Source organism: Mammaliicoccus sp. Q-M61, assembly GCF_022386055.1.
GTDB lineage: Bacteria > Bacillota > Bacilli > Staphylococcales > Staphylococcaceae > Mammaliicoccus > Mammaliicoccus sciuri_A.
In genome coordinates this window covers 47,584-64,861 of record NZ_JAJNJL010000006.1, presented here as the reverse complement: position 1 = coordinate 64,861, position 17,278 = coordinate 47,584, and the positions used below count along the sequence as shown (strand labels likewise).

The following is a 17,278-nucleotide window of genomic DNA, read 5'->3' as shown; positions in this document are numbered from 1 at the left end:
TTAACGTTCAAGAAACTGAAACAAGATCGTTAGCCAGTAAAATATAAAAAACTGGACCATATAAACCATGGTCCAGCCTCATATTGTATATTCTCTTAACACATTCGTTTCAATAACTCAGCTTTAATAATATTTTGTGCTTCTTTGTAATTCTCTGCAGTATGTTCCTGTGCATTTACAATAAGTAAGTCAATTAAATCAGAATCACTTTTTTGACTAACTTCATCTTCGAATTGGAAAATATTTTCTTCTGTTTCCCTATGGCTCGCGTTTGGCTTAATAATTTGATAGTAATTATCAGCGCCTAATCCACCTTCTTCAATCATAACTGAAATCTCTGAAGATCTTTGTTCATTCTGCCGGTTCACTTTTATAAGATTTTTACCTTCAACAGTCATTTGAAAAACCTCCTTGATTACTCATAATGAATATCCAAAATTCAAAGCAAGAGACAAATATCTATTTAACAATAGTGTATTATTACACAGGAGAAATTACAAATAGAAAGCTCAGATAAAAAAACAAAATATTTTACATACGTAATAATTGTAGATTTATTAAATTATAATATTTTTACCAGTTATTGACAAAGTTTACAGAATAATTAAAATATTTACTATATATACATACTTTAACAACACAAGGGGGTATAAATATGAAACCATATTGGAAAACTTTTTTATTAGTATGTTTAAGTTTAATGCTTGTATTAGCAGCATGTGGCAAAGGGGAAGATAAGGATTCTAAAAAGGAATCAGCTATGGAAAATAAAACTGGAAAAAGTGATGCTAAAGGTGGCACTTTGAAAGTTGGTATCGGCGATGCACCTGAAGGTAACTTCCAAAGTATTTTTGCTGGTACAGCAGGTGATTCTGAAGTTATCGGTTATTTCAACGATGGATTAGTTGATTTCGATGATCATTTACAAATAAAGCCACATATTTTGTCATGGGATAAGAAAGATGGAGACAATTTAACTTATACTTTCAAAATGAAAAAAGGCATTAAGTGGCATGATGGCAATCCACTTACTATTAACGATTGGATTTTTACTTTAGAAACATTAGCTAATAAAGACTATGATGGTCCACGTTATAGTGGTGTTGAGCTTATTAAAGGTGCCGAAGAGAAACATGCTGGTAAAGCAGACAAAGTAGAAGGTATTAAGAAAATAGATGACTACACTGTAGAAATTACATTTAAGAAAGAAAAAGCAAACAATTTATATGCTTTATGGACTGGATCACTTATTAGTGAAAAAGTATTTAAAGATATTCCTGTAAAAGAGATGGCTAAATCTGATGCAGTTCGTAAAAATCCTATAGGTATAGGTCCTTTCAAAGTTAAAAATATTGTTGATGGAGAATCAGTAGAATTTGTTAAGAATAAAGATTATTGGCAAGGTGAACCTAAGTTAGACAAAATTAATTTAAGAGTTGTAGAACAAACTTCAATTGCACAAGCTTTAGAAAAAGGGGAAATTGATATATCTTCTGTTTCACCACCGATTGCTAAAGAAATTAAAGATAGTAAATCTGAAAACGTTAAATTATTAGAATCACCGTCAACATCTTATGCAATTATTGGTTTTGTGTTGAATGATTACGATAAAGAGAAGAATGAAATCGGTAAAGCACGTCCTAAATATCAATCTAAGGAATTAAGACAAGCTATGGCATATGCGATCAATCGTGATGAATGGATTAAAGCATTCTATCATGGTTATGGTAAACCGTTAAATGGTTTAATTCCATCATCACACTGGAGTGGTGCTAAAAAAGGTGAAGTAACAGAATACAAATATGATGTTAAAAAGGCAGAAAAATTATTAGATAAAGCAGGATACAAAGATAAAGATGGTGACGGCTTTAGAGAAGATCCAGATGGTAAAAAGTTTGAAATCAATCTTAAGCACTATGCAGGAACAAACCCAACATTTGAACCTCGTACAGCAGCACTTAAAGGATATTGGGAAAAAATTGGTCTAAAAACAAAAGTAGAAATGGTTGAATTTGGTAAATATAATGATGATTTAGAGAAAGGCTCTAAAGATATGGAAGTATACTTCCGTACTTGGATTCAAGGAGCAGACCCAGATCCATCAGAAATGTATAAATCAACAGCACTTTGGAATGAAACAAGGTATAAAAATGAAAAAGCAGACAAATTATTAGATGAAGCTTTAGACGTAAAAATTGTAGGTGAAGACCAAGATAAGCGTAAGAAGAAATATCTAGAGTGGCAAAAAATCTGGGCAGAAGAAATTCCAGCAATTCCACTTACTGAATTAATTGATACAACAGCTGTAAATAAAAGAGTTAAAAATTATGAAGTTTCATTAAAAGGTGCAAATCCAATCTACGAATGGGCTGTAGAAGAAGATAAATAAATATTTTAGTGCGTTAATTTTTTGAGTCTGGGACGAGTACTAATGTTCCAGACTCTTATCATATCTATTAGTGTAACATTTGAACCTTTATAAAAGGTGAAGGACTTACTAACTAACGGGGGGATAATATGCATGGTAATCATTTATTAGAAATACATAATTTAAGTACGGGATTTGATATAAACGGTAAGAACTACAATGCGATTTCTAATGTTAATTTAACTTTAGAGAAAGGTGAAATCTTGGGGATTGTAGGAGAATCTGGTTCTGGGAAATCGGTGTTAAGTATGTCGATTTTAAAATTATTACCTGAAAAAATTGCGAAAATTAATTCAGGTGAGATCAAATACATGGGTGAACGTATTGATCAATATACGAATGAACAATTAAATAATATTAGAGGAAAAGAACTTGCTATGATTTTCCAAGAGCCGATGACATCACTTAACCCAGTATTTACAATAGGTAATCAATTAATCGAAATGATGTTATTGCACTTAAATATTTCTAAGAAAGAAGCTAAAGAAAGAGCGATAGATCTATTGAAAAAGGTAGGTATACCAAGAGCACAGCAAGTTATTAACGAGTACCCTCACCAATTATCTGGAGGTATGAGGCAGAGAGTCATGATTGCTATGTCGATTTCTTGCTACCCTAAATTACTTATTGCAGATGAGCCTACAACAGCACTAGATGTAACTGTTCAAGCGCAAATATTAGATTTATTGAAGAATGTTCAAGATGAAACGGATATGGGCGTTATCTTTATTTCACATGACTTAGGGGTTATTGCAGAAATATGTGATACTGTCGCAGTTATGTATGCAGGTAAAATTGTTGAACGTGCTTCAGTGGAAGAAATATTTAATAATCCTAAACATCCATATACGAAATTACTATTAAAAACGATACCAAGATTAGATATCAAACAAGATAAATTAGAAACGATTAAAGGTTCTGTACCTTCAATAGATAAAATACCGAGTGTTGGATGTAACTTTTATGATAGATGCCCATTTGCTATGGACGCCTGTGCAACGACAAATTTAAAAGATATCTCTATAAATGAACAACATAAAGTAACGTGTCATTTATATGATGAATCGATATCAGAAAAAGGGGGTCCATTACATGTCTAATGAGTATGTATTAGAAGTTAAAAATCTTAAACAGTACTACCCAATTAAAGGTGGTGTTTTTCAGCGTAAAGTTGGAGAAGTAAAAGCAGTCGATGGTATTTCTTTCAATATTAAAGCTGGACAAACTGTCGGACTTGTTGGTGAATCAGGATGTGGTAAATCTTCAGCTGGTAGAACCATTTTACAATTACAAAAGGCAACATCTGGAGAAATTATATTTTGTGATCAAGACATTACAAAATTAAAAGGAAAGTCTTTAAGACAAGTGAGAAAAGGATTCCAAATGGTATTCCAAGATCCTTATGCTTCGTTGAATCCAATGCAGATGATTGGAGATATTATTGGAGAGCCAATTAGAAATTATTACAAGAAATCTCAAGAAGAAGTGAAATCAGAAGTGATGGAACTTCTAGAAAAAGTTGGACTTAACGAAGAAGCTTACTATAAATATGCGCATGAATTTTCTGGAGGACAAAGGCAACGTGTAGGTATCGCTAGAGCGCTCGCGTTAAAACCTAAATTGATTATTGCGGATGAACCAGTAAGTGCATTAGACGTATCTGTACAATCTCAAGTATTAAATATCATGGCAGACTTACAAAAAGAATTTGGACTGAGTTACTTATTTATTGCGCATGATTTAAGCGTTGTTAAACATGTAAGTGATTATATATGTGTGATGTATTTAGGACATATCGTAGAAAAAGGACCTGCTGATTTAATATATGAAAATCCTAGACATCCTTATACACAATCGTTAATTTCAGCTATTCCGGAAATAGATCCTTCGAAGCGGAAGAAGAGAATTTTATTAGAAGGTGATTTACCATCACCGAGTAATCCGCCAAAAGGTTGTCCATTCCATACAAGATGTCCTTATGTGAGAAAAGAATGTTCAGTTGAAAAACCGAGCTATCGTAAAGTTGGAGACGAACATTATGCTGCATGTATTCTGCTAGAAGATGAGGTGAAAGTAAATGACAACTCTAATTATTAGAAGATTATTACTCATGGTTCCATTACTATTTTTAATTTCTATTGTTATTTTTGGTTTAGCTAAAATGCAACCAGGAGATACGTTTACTGGTCAAAAGCTACCTAATGTTAGTTCGAAATATTATGAAGAACAAAGAGAAAAATTAGGACTTAATGATCCGCTCTATAAACAGTATCTTACATGGGGGAATAAAATACTTCATAGAGAATTAGGTGATTCAATTAGATATAAAAGACCAGTTATGGATTTAGTAAAAGAACGTATGCCTAATACGATTTTATTAGGTGTTATCAGTTTAGTCATTACATATATGATTGCATTTCCACTTGGCATAATTTCGGGTAGGAAACCATATAGTTTATACGATTATAGTATACAAGTGTTGAATTATCTTATGTTAGCCATACCTTCATTTGTAGCTGGTGTGTTTGCAATATATGTATTTGCATTTCAATTAGGCTGGTTTCCATTTTCAGGATCTGTTGAAATAGGACTTGAACAAGGTAGTTTGGCATATTATATAAGTAAGTTATATCACGCTATTTTACCAGGAATGATATTGGGGTTATTATCAACTGCAAGTTATATACAATTCTTACGAAATGACATTATCGAAGTATCGAGAAAAGATTATATACGTACAGCACGTTCGAAAGGGTTATCGGAATCTAAAATTTATAATAAACATATTTTAAGAAATTCAATCATTCCGATTGTTACATTTTTTGGATCTGACGTATTATCTGTATTTGGTGGAGCAGTTATAACTGAATCAATCTTTTCTTATCCTGGAATTGGGAAGTTGCTGATTGAATCTATTGGTGGTAAAGATTATCCACTCATGATGTCGTTATTATTATTCTTTTCATTTTTAGGGTTATTAGCCAATTTAATTTCGGATATTTCATATAGTTTAGTAGATCCACGAATCAAGAGTAACTAAGGGGGGATAATATGAGTAAGCAAGATAAAATCAAAAACAAATCGCCTTTGACAATTGCAAGAAACAAATTTATACGTAACAAACCAGCTATGTTTGCGACCTTAATATTATCTTTAATATTCTTTGTATCTATAATATCACCACTCATTGCTCCATATGATCCGAACTTGCAAAATTTAGTCATGATTAAAGGTGAAATGACAACTGAGCATTGGTTAGGGACAGATTCAGGTGGTCGAGACATATTGAGTAGATTATTGTATTCTGGTAGAGTTTCACTTATTTTCGGTCTCGTTACGACTGTGGGATTAATGTTAATCGGAATATTAGTCGGCATGCTTTCAGGATATTATGGAGGATGGGTTGATACAATACTTATGCGTTTCACAGAGTTTGTAATGCTCTTTCCTTTTATACCATTCGCTGTTGTATTGAATGCGACTTTTAGCGGTAAAATTGAAAACAAATATGGATCTGCTTTAATACTTGCAATCGTACTGATTGCATTGTCATGGGTTGGTATTGCACGTATTGTTCGCGGTAAAGTATTGCAAGAAAAAGAAAATGAATATTTTTTAGCAGCTCAATCAATTGGAACACCTGTTTATAAAATTTTGTTAAAGCATTTATTACCTAATATACTGAGCGTTATTATTGTACAAGCAACGTTAGTATTTGCAGTCCAAATTGTAGCAGAAGCGGGATTAAGCTTTTTAGGATTTGGTATTGATAAGACTGTTCCGACATGGGGTAATATGCTAACTGATGCGCAAGAAGGAGATATTTTGAGAAGTAAACCATGGATTTGGATGCCGCCAGCGATCATCATTACGGTTACGATTTTATGTATTAACTTTATAGGTGAAGGTTTAAAAGATGCACTGAATCCAAAATCAGTTCGTTAAGTACAGAAAGCTCAGATAAAAAATTTTAATGTATTTTTACAACACATCATGTGACCTGCACACCTTATGATTTACTTTTACACAATATTGATTTAGAATTGGTATATAAAGAATTAAGATATCTCTTAAAGAAAGTTGCAATTCTTTCAGACTTTTATATTTATGTATACCCAATTCATGAATATAATACATCTTAAATTTTAGAAAGGTGATCAAAATGGATAATAACCAACCAAAAGACGTTATTCTCATTGGTGCTGGTATTTTAAGTACAACATTTGGTTCTTTTTTGAAAAATATTGAACCAGATTGGAATATTAAGTTATTCGAAAGATTAGAACAACCAGCTATTGAAAGTTCAAATGAAAAAAATAATGCTGGTACAGGTCATGCTGCGCTATGCGAATTAAACTACACAGTTGAGCAAGAGGACGGTTCAATTGATGTTGAAAGAGCGAAAGAAATTAACGAGCAATTCGAAATTTCTAAGCAATTTTGGTCATACTTAGTTAAGAGCAAAGCTATCGAGAATCCACAAGAATTCATTAGACCATTACCTCACATTAGTTTCGTAATGGGTATTCGAAATGTAGATTTCTTAAAACGTCGTTATGATGCATTAAAATCTCTACCAATGTTTGAAGGCTTAACTTATACAGAAGATCATAAAGTATTAGCTGAGTGGATGCCTTTAATGATGAAAGGTCGTAATTCAAACGAGCCCCTTGCAGCAAGTAAAATTGACGAAGGTACAGATGTTAACTTCGGTGAATTAACGCGTAAATTAGTTAAAAATATCGAAAAACACGAAAATGCACAAGTTCATTTCCGTCATGAAGTAGTAGACTTTAAACAACTTTCTAATAGTAAATGGGAAGTTAAAGTTCGTAACTTAGAAACTGGTAAAGTAGAAACGCATGTTGCTGATTATATCTTTATCGGTGCAGGCGGACATGCCATTCCATTACTACAAAAAACAAAAATTCCTGAAAGTAGACATCTTGGAGGATTCCCAATTAGTGGTGCATTCTTAGTATGTAACAACCCTAAAGTTGTAAGTGAACATAATGCCAAAGTTTATGGTAAAGAGCCACCTGGCACACCACCAATGACTGTACCTCACTTAGACAGACGTTATATTCAAGGAAAAGAAAGTTTACTATTTGGTCCATTCGCAGCAATCGGTCCAAAATTCTTGAAAAACGGATCTAACTTAGATTTATTTAAATCTATTAATACAAGTAATGTTGTGACAATGTTATCTTCAGGTGTTAAAAACTTATCACTTGTAAAATATTCAATTCAACAAGTATTACAACGTAAAGAAGATCGTATGAAAGAATTGCGTCGATTTGTACCAGATGCAAAAGACGAAGATTGGGATATTCATATCGCTGGTAAACGTGTACAAGTTATTAAAGATACAGAAGAACATGGCCGTGGATTTATTCAATTCGGTACAGAAGTTGTAAATTCAGAAGACCATACTGTAATTGCTTTATTAGGTGAATCACCAGGAGCATCAACATCAGTATCTGTAGCTTTAGAAGTAATCGAGAAGAACTTCCCTCAATATATGGATAAATGGGAATCTAAAATTAAAGAAATCATCCCTTCATATGGTGAATCTTTAATCGAAGATACTGATTTATTGAAGAAAACTCGTAAACAAACAGCAGAAGCTTTAGAATTAAACAAATAATTTTGAACAACAGAAGCCATTCCGTTAAGTCGGAATGGCTTTTTTATGTTTAAACGCACGAAGACTAAGAGATATCGTGCGCTGAGGTACGAAATCAGGGCATAACGCACGAAGACTGAGAGATATCGTGCGCGGAGTTACGAAATCAGGGCATAACGCACGAAGACTGAGAGATATCGTGCGCTGAGGTACGAAATCAGGGCATAACGCACGAAGACTAAGAGATATCGTGCGCTAAGGTATAAAATCAGGGTGTAACGCACGAAGACTGAGAGATATCGTGCGCGTATAAATGAATCGTTCAATTTTTAAGAAATCCTACTTTTAGAATTGTCCACTCCAACTATTCCTTCTAATTATTTGCTTGTGTATTATTATTTCATTTATCAAACAATAAAATTTCAAATTATTTTAGTGTGAGATGTGATTTTTTCGCTTGGTGATTGGTATTTCAATGATTGTATATATACGATGCATGAGTAATTTAATAGTCTTAATATTTTATTTATATAACTTATATTTTTATAGATGCAATAAGTAACAGTAGATAATAAGGTTCTAAACGACAGATAATTATTTTGAAAAATATTATAATTACGGTATGTGAGGAGGTGCTAAGTGTTAGTTGCAATTATTGCGAATTTGTAATTAAAAAGATATTGTCGTATACCTTTTTACTTTTCTTTCATATTTACACTATGTTATATTTACTAATGTAAGGGCTTACATTTTATTGGGGAGGTCTTTTATGGAATGATTGTAATTATGAAAGATAGGGGATAATCGTATGCAAATTATTTCGTTCGAAGATTTGAAAGACATTGTCAAAAGTGGAGATGTTATTTCACTGGCAGCTTTATCAGTGAGCAATTTACCTGTGAGTGTCTTAAAGCATTTGGTTAAAGCTCATGATGATTATGGAAATCTTAATGATTTAACTTTTATGGTTGCGAATGATATTAGTGATTATCGTGGTGATGGTTATGATTTAGATTCATTTGTGAGTAGAGGTATGGTTAAAAGGCTCATTATGAGTATTATCATTGCTTCACCTAAAACGATAGAAGCGATAAAGAATAATGATGTAGAAGCATATTTTGTACCGCAAGGATTGTTAGCTACACATTATCGTAATTCGTTAGCCAAATTTCCAGATATGATTTCTAAAATAGGTTTACACACTTCCGTGGATCCTAGATTTGATGGCGGAAAAGTCAATGATGTGACTAAGGAAGATATCGTTTCTTTATTAGAAATTAATAATGAGGAATATTTACAATATAAATTTCCTAAAGTTGATATTGCATTGCTTCGTGGTACATACGCTGATAGCGAGGGGAACATTTATATGCATCATGAAGCACATTTGGGAGAAGGCTATGGTGCTGCTTTAGCGGCGCATCAAAATGGCGGAAAAGTTATTGTACAAGTTAAAGAAATTGTACAACATGGTAGCTTTAAACCGACAGAAGTCTTTATTCCTGGAGAGCTTGTGGATTATGTATGTGTAAATGATGACCCAAAACATCATAGACAGACCATTCAAAATTATTATGACCCAGCTATTTCGGGTGAATATAAAGTGCTTAGTATGCCTGAACCAGTTAATGAATTGAGTACACGTAAAGTGATTTTACGACGAGCTGCCCAATTTTTAAATGTAGGTAATGTTGTGAGTATAGGGTTTGGTATTAACAATGAATTATCGAATTTATTGGTTGAGGAGAAAGCTGAAGATTTAGTTCAACTGAATATAGATACAGGTGTATTTGGTGGAATGATAGGAAGTGGTCAAAACTTCGGATTAAATTACAATTTAGATGCGAAGATGCGACATGAAATGACATGGGACTTTATTTATAGCGGAGGCATAGATGTAGCTTATTTAAGCTTTGCTGAAGTGGATCAGTTTGGTAATGTCAATGTTTCAAAATATGGCGATAGAATGAATGGTTGTGGGGGATTCATAGATATTAGTCAAACGGTCCAAAAAATTATTTTCTCAGGAACAATGGTAGTAGGAAGTAAGACTACTTGGAATGATAAAGGTTTAGTTGTTGAAAAAGAAGGTCATGCTCAGAAATTTGTTGAACAAGTGCATAATATGGACTTCAATGCATCATATGCTAAGTCGTTAAATCAAGAGGTCTATTATGTAACGGAACGCGCTGTATTCCAATTAACCGATGAAGGTGTCAAATTAATTGAAATTGCAGCTGGATTAGATTTAGAGAAAGATATTCTATCCAATATAGCATTTCAACCGATAATTGCTGAAGAACTTAAAGTAACGGATCAGCAAATTTATCAAGAAAATTGGGGAGGATTGCAACAATGTATTAAAGACAATGGTTCAAACTATTAAGGGGGTAGTTTAATATGAATTACGATTGGATTAAAACGAGAGCGCAATATGACGAAGAAAAGGCGGCAGTTACTGATCCACTAAAAGGAACAGAATGGACTTATCAAGATTTAAATATTCGTGCTGAGAACTTAGCCAACCATCTTGAAGAACAAGGTATTAAAAAGGGAGATGTCGTTGGGATATTTGCACCAAATGATGTAGCGGTGATTGACTTACTATTCGCTTCATTTAAGATTGGCGCAGTATACTTCCCAATGAACTGGAGACTCAAACCGAACGAAATTGAAAGTGTTATTGAAGATTCAGGTGTGAAGTTTATATTCTATGCGAATCGTCATTTAAGTAGTTTACAAGGGATTGCAGATGACTATTTACACATGGATATCGATTCACCTGAATATGATGAACTTGTAAATCCTAAAAATCATAAACCATTCAAGACAGTAGATGTAGGTCGTGATGATTTAGCGGCATTAATGTACACAAGTGGTACAACAGGATTACCAAAGGGTGTCATGTTCACTTATGATTCATTCACATCGAATGCGATTAATACGATACTCACTTATAAAGTGAATTCAGGATTTTCATCTATTATTTCGTTACCAATGTTCCATGTATTTGGATTTAATGATTTAGTCATTCCATTGTTGATGGCAGGTGGCTCACTCGTATTACATCGTTACTTCGAAGGTGAACAACTCAATGATTTAATGGCTAAATATAAACCGAATTACTTATCGCTTATTCCAACAATGTATTACGCCATGTTAGTAGCACCTAACTTTGATGTGAAGAATTTTGACAATATTGATTTTCTTATTCAAGGTGGTTCAGCACCGTTACCTGGTGTTCAGAAAAAATTTGCAAGCATGGGGTTAAATATTATTAATGGTTATGGCTTAACAGAAGCACCATTAGCGATGATAAATACACCTACTAATTCACTTAAAAAGCCAATGAGTATAGGGAAGCCTGTTATGTACGTAGAATCAAGATTATTTGATGAAGATTTTAATGACGTACCTATAGGTGAAATTGGTGAATTAGCGATTAAAGGTAAACAAGTTACACCTGGTTATTGGCAAAAACAAGAAGAAACGGATAAATCTTTCCATGATGGCTACTTCTTAACAGGTGATTTAGCACGTATAGATGAAGATGGCGATATATTTATCGTAGATAGAAAGAAAGAACTGATTATTACAGGTGGAGAGAACGTCTTGCCATCTGAAGTTGAAATTGTTCTAGCTGGTCATCCACTCGTAGCACAATGTGTTGTCGTAGGTTATGAAAATGAAAAATTTGGAGAAACTGTAGCGGCTGCTGTGTTACTCAATGAACAAGACCCAGATTTCGTAGAGAAATTAGATGCTTATATGCGTGAGAACTTAGCGAGTTATAAAGTACCTAAGAATTATCTATCCGTAACGAAAATGCCATTAACTTCAACTGCTAAACCAGATAAGTTAGAAGTGAAAGCTATGATGAAGAGAAAGTTTCAACAATAAACAAAGATGATGCTAACATGAATACTAAATTTTTTTAGATGTAAATGTAAGCACTTTAATAATATTTGGAGGTCATATATATGTCAACAAAATTAGAAACATTAAAAGCATTATTTCCAGAGGATGTACTGAATATTTCGAAACAATTAACAGATGGTGAAGTGAAGTTCTTAAAACAACTTGATGATTTATTAGAAGAAAAATATCGTCCAACAATCAACGAACATTGGGTGAATGCAACAGTGCCAGAAGACTTCTTCGATGATATGGGTAAACTCAACTATTTCCAAAACCCATTATTATTTGAAGGGCGTGAAGGTGCTAAGACACCTAGTCAATTATTCCAATTTTTCATGTCTTATGTTGTAGCACGATTCGATGTATCTTTAGTGACATTATTAGGTGTCCATCAAGGATTGGGACATAATTCATTCTTATTTGGTGGTAGTAAAGAACAAATTGCTTACTACATCCCTAAATTACAATCACATGAATTAAGAACATGCTTTGCGTTAACAGAACCAGAACACGGATCAGATGTTGCAGGTGGACTTGAAACAACTGCAAAACGTGAAGGCGATAAATGGATTTTAAATGGTGAAAAGAAATGGGTAGGCGGCGCGAATTTAGCAGATGTTATTCCGGTATATGCTGTTGATGTTGAAACAGGTAAACCTAAAGGCTTTATTATTAGACCAGAACAAGCAGGTGTAGATATTGAAGTGATTGAAAATAAAATCGCTTTAAGAATTATTCCAAATACAATTATTAAATTAGACAATGTAGAAGTTGAAGAAGATCAAAGACTTCAAAATATAAATGGCTTTAAAGATATTGCGAAAGTACTTTATTCTACACGTGCAGGAGTTGCATATATGGCAACGGGTGCTTTAGCAGGTGCTTTACGCGCAACGCTTGATTATGTAACAGAACGTAAACAGTTCGGTAAAGAAATTAGTAAATATCAATTAATCCAAGAAAAATTAGCTATGATGCAAGGAAATTTAGCACATTCAATGTCTATATGTGCCCAACTTGCTAGAATGCAAGAAAATGGTGAGTATGACGAAGTTGCCACTTCAACTGCTAAGATGATGAATTCACTTAGATTAAGAGAATCTGTAGCAATGGGTCGAGGTATCACAGGTGGTAACGGTATTTTAGCGGAATATGATATTGCGAGATTCTTCTCAGATGCAGAAGCAGTATACACATATGAAGGTACACACGAAATCAATGCACTGTTAATTGGACGTGCATTAACTGGAGATTCAGCATTTATTTAAGCTAACTGAGCAAGACGAAACACACTCAGAATATATGAATTTGGAGGACTTTTTATGACGATAAGTAAAGCGACCGTTCTAGGTGCAGGTACAATGGGTAGTCAAATTGCTGCACTATTAGTGAATGCAGGTTTAAAAGTAAAATTATTAGATATAGTAATCGATGAAAAAGACCCGAATAAAATTTCTAAAAAAGCATATGATGTGATTACAGATGCTAAAAGACCTTTATTATTCGATTTAGAGTTTGCATCTAATTTATCTTACGGTAATTTTCAAGATGATTTATCAGGTGAAGATGATGCTGATATTTATATTGAAGCGGTTAAAGAAGAATTAGATATTAAACATCAAGTTTGGAAACAAGTTACACAAGTTGCGAAAGATAGTGCGATATTTGCGACGAATACTTCAGGTATTCCAATTGAAGCAATATCTAAAGCATTTAGCGATCAAGATAAAGAAAGATTTTTAGGATTACATTTCTTTAATCCACCTCGCATTATGAAACTTGTAGAGGTCATTCCGAATCGTAATACGTCAGATGCGATCGTTGAAAGAACACAAGTATTTGCTGAAGAAGTACTTGGTAAAGGTGTTGTCGTTGCGAATGACGTGCCTGGATTTGTAGCGAACAGAGTCGGTACACAAACGATGAATGACATTATGTATCGCGGCGAAGAACAAGGATTTTCAATTATTGAAGTAGATGCTTTAACGGGTAGAGCAATTGGTAGACCGAGTACTGGAACATATGGTTTATCTGACTTAGTAGGTCTAGATATTGCCGTTACCGTTACGAGAGGACTCCAACAAGTGCCTGAAGAGCAACCATATTTCAAAGATACTAAAGTTGCCGATACACTTGTGAAAAATGGTTCGTTAGGTAGAAAAACGAAACAAGGTTTCTATAAAAAAGATAAAAAGACAAGACTTGTTTACGATATAGAAAGCGATACGTACGTACAACCTGAACCGCCTAAATTCGAAATTCTTACTAAATTTAGTAAAGACTTAAAATCCAATTTAGATGTCATTTTTAATGCTGAAGATGATGCAGGTAAATTCTTATGGGAAACATTAAGAAATAATTTCTATTATTCAGCGATTAATGTTCCTAAAGCTGCATCTGACTTTAAAAATGTAGACCGTGCACTTGTATGGGGATTTAACTGGAAAAAAGGACCGTTCCAACTTTGGGACTTAATGGGCTTTGACCGTGTTAAAGATAGAATGAAACAAGAACTGGGTGAATTACCTGAATGGATCGAACAACAAAGCGGTGGCTTCTATAAAGAAGGCGAGTCAATAGAACGTGTCACACCGACATCAGCTTTCATCGATCGTGAAGTTTGGAATAGAGAAGATTCTAATTTATCAGTAGCAAACAAAGATCAATTATTACTTAAAATTCAAAGTAAAAATAATATTATATCTGACGGCTTTGCGAGCGACTTAATCGAATCGATTGATTTATTAGAACAAGAAGATTATACAAGCATGGTTATATATGCAGATGGCAATAATTTCAGTGTCGGTGCAAACTTGTTCTTAATGAAACAAGCACATGAAAGTCAGAAAGTAGATGAATTAGTAGGTCCAGCAATTGATAAATTACATGAAAGTTTCGGTAGAATGAAATATTCACTTAAACCTATCGTAACTGCAGTTCACGGTAGAGCTTTAGGTGGCGGTTGTGAAGTTGTCTTACATTCACCATTTATCGTTGCTGCGAGTGAAACGTACATTGGACTAGTTGAAACTGGTGTAGGTCTATTACCTTCAGGTGGTGGATTAGCAGAGTTTGCAGATAGAGTGCTTAGAACAAATCATAAAAATGATGACAAACAAGCATCGATTACGAAAGTATTAATGAATGTAGGCTTAGCTAAAGTATCTACAAATGCATACGAAGCTAAGAGATATGGTTATTTAAGAGATATCGATACGATCATTTTCAACAAAGAAAGACGTGTTGAAGTTGCTTTAAATAAAGCGAGATATGAATCTGAAGCAAACTATATTCCTAAACCTAAAACTCAATATCCAGCGCTAGGCAGAGATTTTAAAGCTTTAGCACAAGCTGAACTAGATGCGCAAAGAATTGGTCACTTCATTAGTGATTATGATTACGAAATTACTTTAAAAGTTGCACATATACTTGCAGGTGGAGATTTACCTCGTAATACGTATATTAATCAACGATATATTCAAAAGCTTGAACGAGAAGGCTTTTTATCTCTACTCAAAAATGAAAAAACATATGATCGTATTACGCATATGTTAGAAAAAGGTAAACCATTACGTAACTAATGAAGTGTTGAATAAGAGAGGATGGATATCAATGCAAGAGGCATATATAGTAGCATACGGACGTTCTGCAGCAGGTAAAGCTAAACCAGGTGGTGCATTATTTCATGAAAGACCTGATGAAGTTGCAGCTCAAGTATTAAAAGGTGTACTCAATCGTGTAGGTGGTACATTTGATGGTAGTATGGTTCAAGATGTTATCGTGGGGAACTCTTTTCCAGAAGGATTACAAGGTCAAAATATCGCACGTTCAATAGCATTACTTGCCGGATTACCAAATGAAGTTCCTGGACAAACGGTTAATCGTTATTGTTCTTCAGGCTTGCAAACTATTGCGATAGCAGCAAATGAAATTATGTCTGAGCAGGCAGATGTGCTTGTAGCAGGTGGCGTTGAATTAATGAGTGCTGTACCAATGGGTGGTAATGAGCCAACGAATAATCCGGAGTTACAAGAAGCGGATACAGGTGTTTCTTATCCAATGGGATTAACGGCAGAAATGGTTGCTGAAGAATATAAAGTTTCAAGAGAAGAACAAGATGCTTATGCAGTTGAAAGTCATAAAAGAGCATCAGAAGCACAAAAATCAGGTAAGTTTGAAGATGAAATTATACCAATTGAAGTGCATAAAGTTAAATACGATGAGAACGGTCCAAATGTAACGAAAGAAATATTTAAACAAGATGAACTCATTCGTCCAGAAACAGATTTAGAAACATTATCTAAATTAAGAACAGTATTTAAAGCTGACGGCACAGTTACAGCAGGAACATCGGCTCCACTAACAGACGGAGCAGGATTTGTTGTATTGATGTCAGGCGATAAAGTAAAAGAATTAGGCGTTAAACCAATTGCTAAATTTGTAGGATTTAAAGCGGTAGGTGTAGATCCTAAATTAATGGGCATAGGACCAGCTTATGCAATACCAGAATTATTAGAATTAACGAATTTATCAGTAGATGATATCGACTTAGTAGAACTCAATGAAGCATTCGCATCACAAACAGTAGCATCTATTAACGAAGCAGGGTTAGATATTAATAAGACAAACGTTAACGGTGGTGCAATAGCGCTCGGTCACCCACTCGGTGCAACAGGTGCTATGTTAACAGGTAAACTATTGTCAGAAATGAGTAAACGCCCAGACTCCAAATACGGTATGGTAACAATGTGTATCGGCGTCGGAATGGGAGCAGCAGGCATATTTGAATATGTAAGATAATATATGTAAAGCATTCGATCATACGGTCGAATGCTTTTTTTGTTGGTGTGAGGGGGTGAGTGTGTTAGAGATTTGGAGGAGAGGTGGGGTATTCTTGGCTTAATGGTTGAGTAAAGCCAAGAGATGGGTGAAGTCGTGGCTTAAGTACAGAGTAAAGCCAAGAGATGGCCGAAGTCGTGGCTTAAGTACAGAATAAAGCCAAGAGATAGTGAAAGTCGTGGCTTAAGTACAGAATAAAGCCAAGAGATGGATGAAGTCGTGGCTTAAGTACAGAATAAAGCCAAGAGATAGCCCAAGTCATGGCTTAAGTACAGAATAAAGCCAAGAGATAGTGAAAGTCATGGCTTAAGTACAGAGTAAAGCCAAGAGATGGCCCAAGTCATGGCTTAAGTACAGAGTAAAGCCAAGAGATGGTCCAAGTCATGGCTTAAGTACAGAGTAAAGCCAAGAGATGGCCCAAGTCGTGGCTTAAATCCTGAATAAAGCCAACACATCTCTCGAAATCT

12 protein-coding genes are annotated in these 17,278 nt (G+C 34.2%); 11 read left to right on the top strand and 1 reads right to left on the bottom strand.

The features are described 5' to 3' along the window. Positions 1-95: 95 nt before the first annotated feature. Positions 96-398, bottom strand: coding sequence for a hypothetical protein (locus LQ677_RS09330; RefSeq protein WP_037589223.1), 303 nt, complete (start codon positions 396-398; stop codon positions 96-98). Positions 399-655: 257 nt separating this feature from the next. On the opposite strand from LQ677_RS09330, the gene opp4A reads away from it, so the two are divergent. The 11 genes from opp4A (at position 656) to LQ677_RS09275 (ending at position 16,772) form a co-directional block, all read left to right on the top strand. After that, entirely contained in the window at positions 656-2,389 is a 1,734-nt protein-coding gene (gene opp4A, locus LQ677_RS09325) for an oligopeptide ABC transporter substrate-binding protein (protein ID WP_037589224.1), read from the top strand. 128 nt (positions 2,390-2,517) lie between these two features. Beyond that, positions 2,518-3,528, top strand: coding sequence for an ABC transporter ATP-binding protein (locus LQ677_RS09320; protein WP_196308347.1), 1,011 nt, complete (start codon positions 2,518-2,520; stop codon positions 3,526-3,528). Next, positions 3,521-4,525 (top strand): ABC transporter ATP-binding protein, encoded by a 1,005-nt coding sequence (locus tag LQ677_RS09315; protein WP_037589226.1) that lies wholly within the window; start codon positions 3,521-3,523, stop codon positions 4,523-4,525. The genes LQ677_RS09320 and LQ677_RS09315 overlap by 8 nt, the downstream gene beginning before the upstream one ends. Continuing rightward, positions 4,506-5,468, top strand: a complete 963-nt coding sequence (gene opp4B / locus LQ677_RS09310) for an oligopeptide ABC transporter permease (protein ID WP_239748727.1) — start codon at positions 4,506-4,508, stop codon at positions 5,466-5,468. Before LQ677_RS09315 ends, opp4B begins: the two co-directional genes overlap by 20 nt. Before the next feature lie 11 nt (positions 5,469-5,479). After that, positions 5,480-6,373: an oligopeptide ABC transporter permease gene (gene opp4C, locus LQ677_RS09305; protein ID WP_037589228.1), complete on the top strand. Its 894-nt coding sequence runs from the start codon at positions 5,480-5,482 to the stop codon at positions 6,371-6,373. A gap of 217 nt (positions 6,374-6,590) precedes the next feature. Further along, positions 6,591-8,075, top strand: a complete 1,485-nt coding sequence (gene mqo, locus LQ677_RS09300) for a malate dehydrogenase (quinone) (RefSeq protein WP_239740768.1) — start codon at positions 6,591-6,593, stop codon at positions 8,073-8,075. A 787-nt stretch (positions 8,076-8,862) separates the two neighbouring features. Further along, entirely contained in the window at positions 8,863-10,440 is a 1,578-nt protein-coding gene (fadX, locus tag LQ677_RS09295) for a fatty acid degradation protein FadX (RefSeq protein WP_239748726.1), read from the top strand. A 14-nt stretch (positions 10,441-10,454) separates the two neighbouring features. Then, on the top strand, positions 10,455-11,954 hold the full coding sequence (gene fadD, locus LQ677_RS09290) for a long-chain-fatty-acid--CoA ligase FadD (protein WP_239705854.1): 1,500 nt from the start codon (positions 10,455-10,457) through the stop codon (positions 11,952-11,954). Between the two features lie 80 nt (positions 11,955-12,034). Then, complete coding sequence (gene fadE / locus LQ677_RS09285; RefSeq protein ID WP_239748725.1) at positions 12,035-13,240, top strand: acyl-CoA dehydrogenase FadE; 1,206 nt, start codon at positions 12,035-12,037, stop codon at positions 13,238-13,240. Positions 13,241-13,294: 54 nt separating this feature from the next. Continuing rightward, on the top strand, positions 13,295-15,553 hold the full coding sequence (gene fadB, locus LQ677_RS09280) for a 3-hydroxyacyl-CoA dehydrogenase/crotonase FadB (RefSeq protein ID WP_239748722.1): 2,259 nt from the start codon (positions 13,295-13,297) through the stop codon (positions 15,551-15,553). A gap of 31 nt (positions 15,554-15,584) precedes the next feature. After that, positions 15,585-16,772 (top strand): thiolase family protein, encoded by a 1,188-nt coding sequence (locus LQ677_RS09275; RefSeq protein WP_239748706.1) that lies wholly within the window; start codon positions 15,585-15,587, stop codon positions 16,770-16,772. The last annotated feature ends 506 nt before the right edge of the window (positions 16,773-17,278 follow it).

What these genes read in the sequence shown, in the direction of transcription:
- LQ677_RS09330 (WP_037589223.1), bottom strand. Translation starts at nt 398, where the DNA reads ATGACTGTTGAAGGTAAAAATCTTATAAAAGTGAACCGGCAGAATGAA.
- opp4A (WP_037589224.1), top strand. Translation starts at nt 656, where the DNA reads ATGAAACCATATTGGAAAACTTTTTTATTAGTATGTTTAAGTTTAATG.
- LQ677_RS09320 (WP_196308347.1), top strand. Translation starts at nt 2,518, where the DNA reads ATGCATGGTAATCATTTATTAGAAATACATAATTTAAGTACGGGATTT.
- LQ677_RS09315 (WP_037589226.1), top strand. Translation starts at nt 3,521, where the DNA reads ATGTCTAATGAGTATGTATTAGAAGTTAAAAATCTTAAACAGTACTAC.
- opp4B (WP_239748727.1), top strand. Translation starts at nt 4,506, where the DNA reads ATGACAACTCTAATTATTAGAAGATTATTACTCATGGTTCCATTACTA.
- opp4C (WP_037589228.1), top strand. Translation starts at nt 5,480, where the DNA reads ATGAGTAAGCAAGATAAAATCAAAAACAAATCGCCTTTGACAATTGCA.
- mqo (WP_239740768.1), top strand. Translation starts at nt 6,591, where the DNA reads ATGGATAATAACCAACCAAAAGACGTTATTCTCATTGGTGCTGGTATT.
- fadX (WP_239748726.1), top strand. Translation starts at nt 8,863, where the DNA reads ATGCAAATTATTTCGTTCGAAGATTTGAAAGACATTGTCAAAAGTGGA.
- fadD (WP_239705854.1), top strand. Translation starts at nt 10,455, where the DNA reads ATGAATTACGATTGGATTAAAACGAGAGCGCAATATGACGAAGAAAAG.
- fadE (WP_239748725.1), top strand. Translation starts at nt 12,035, where the DNA reads ATGTCAACAAAATTAGAAACATTAAAAGCATTATTTCCAGAGGATGTA.
- fadB (WP_239748722.1), top strand. Translation starts at nt 13,295, where the DNA reads ATGACGATAAGTAAAGCGACCGTTCTAGGTGCAGGTACAATGGGTAGT.
- LQ677_RS09275 (WP_239748706.1), top strand. Translation starts at nt 15,585, where the DNA reads ATGCAAGAGGCATATATAGTAGCATACGGACGTTCTGCAGCAGGTAAA.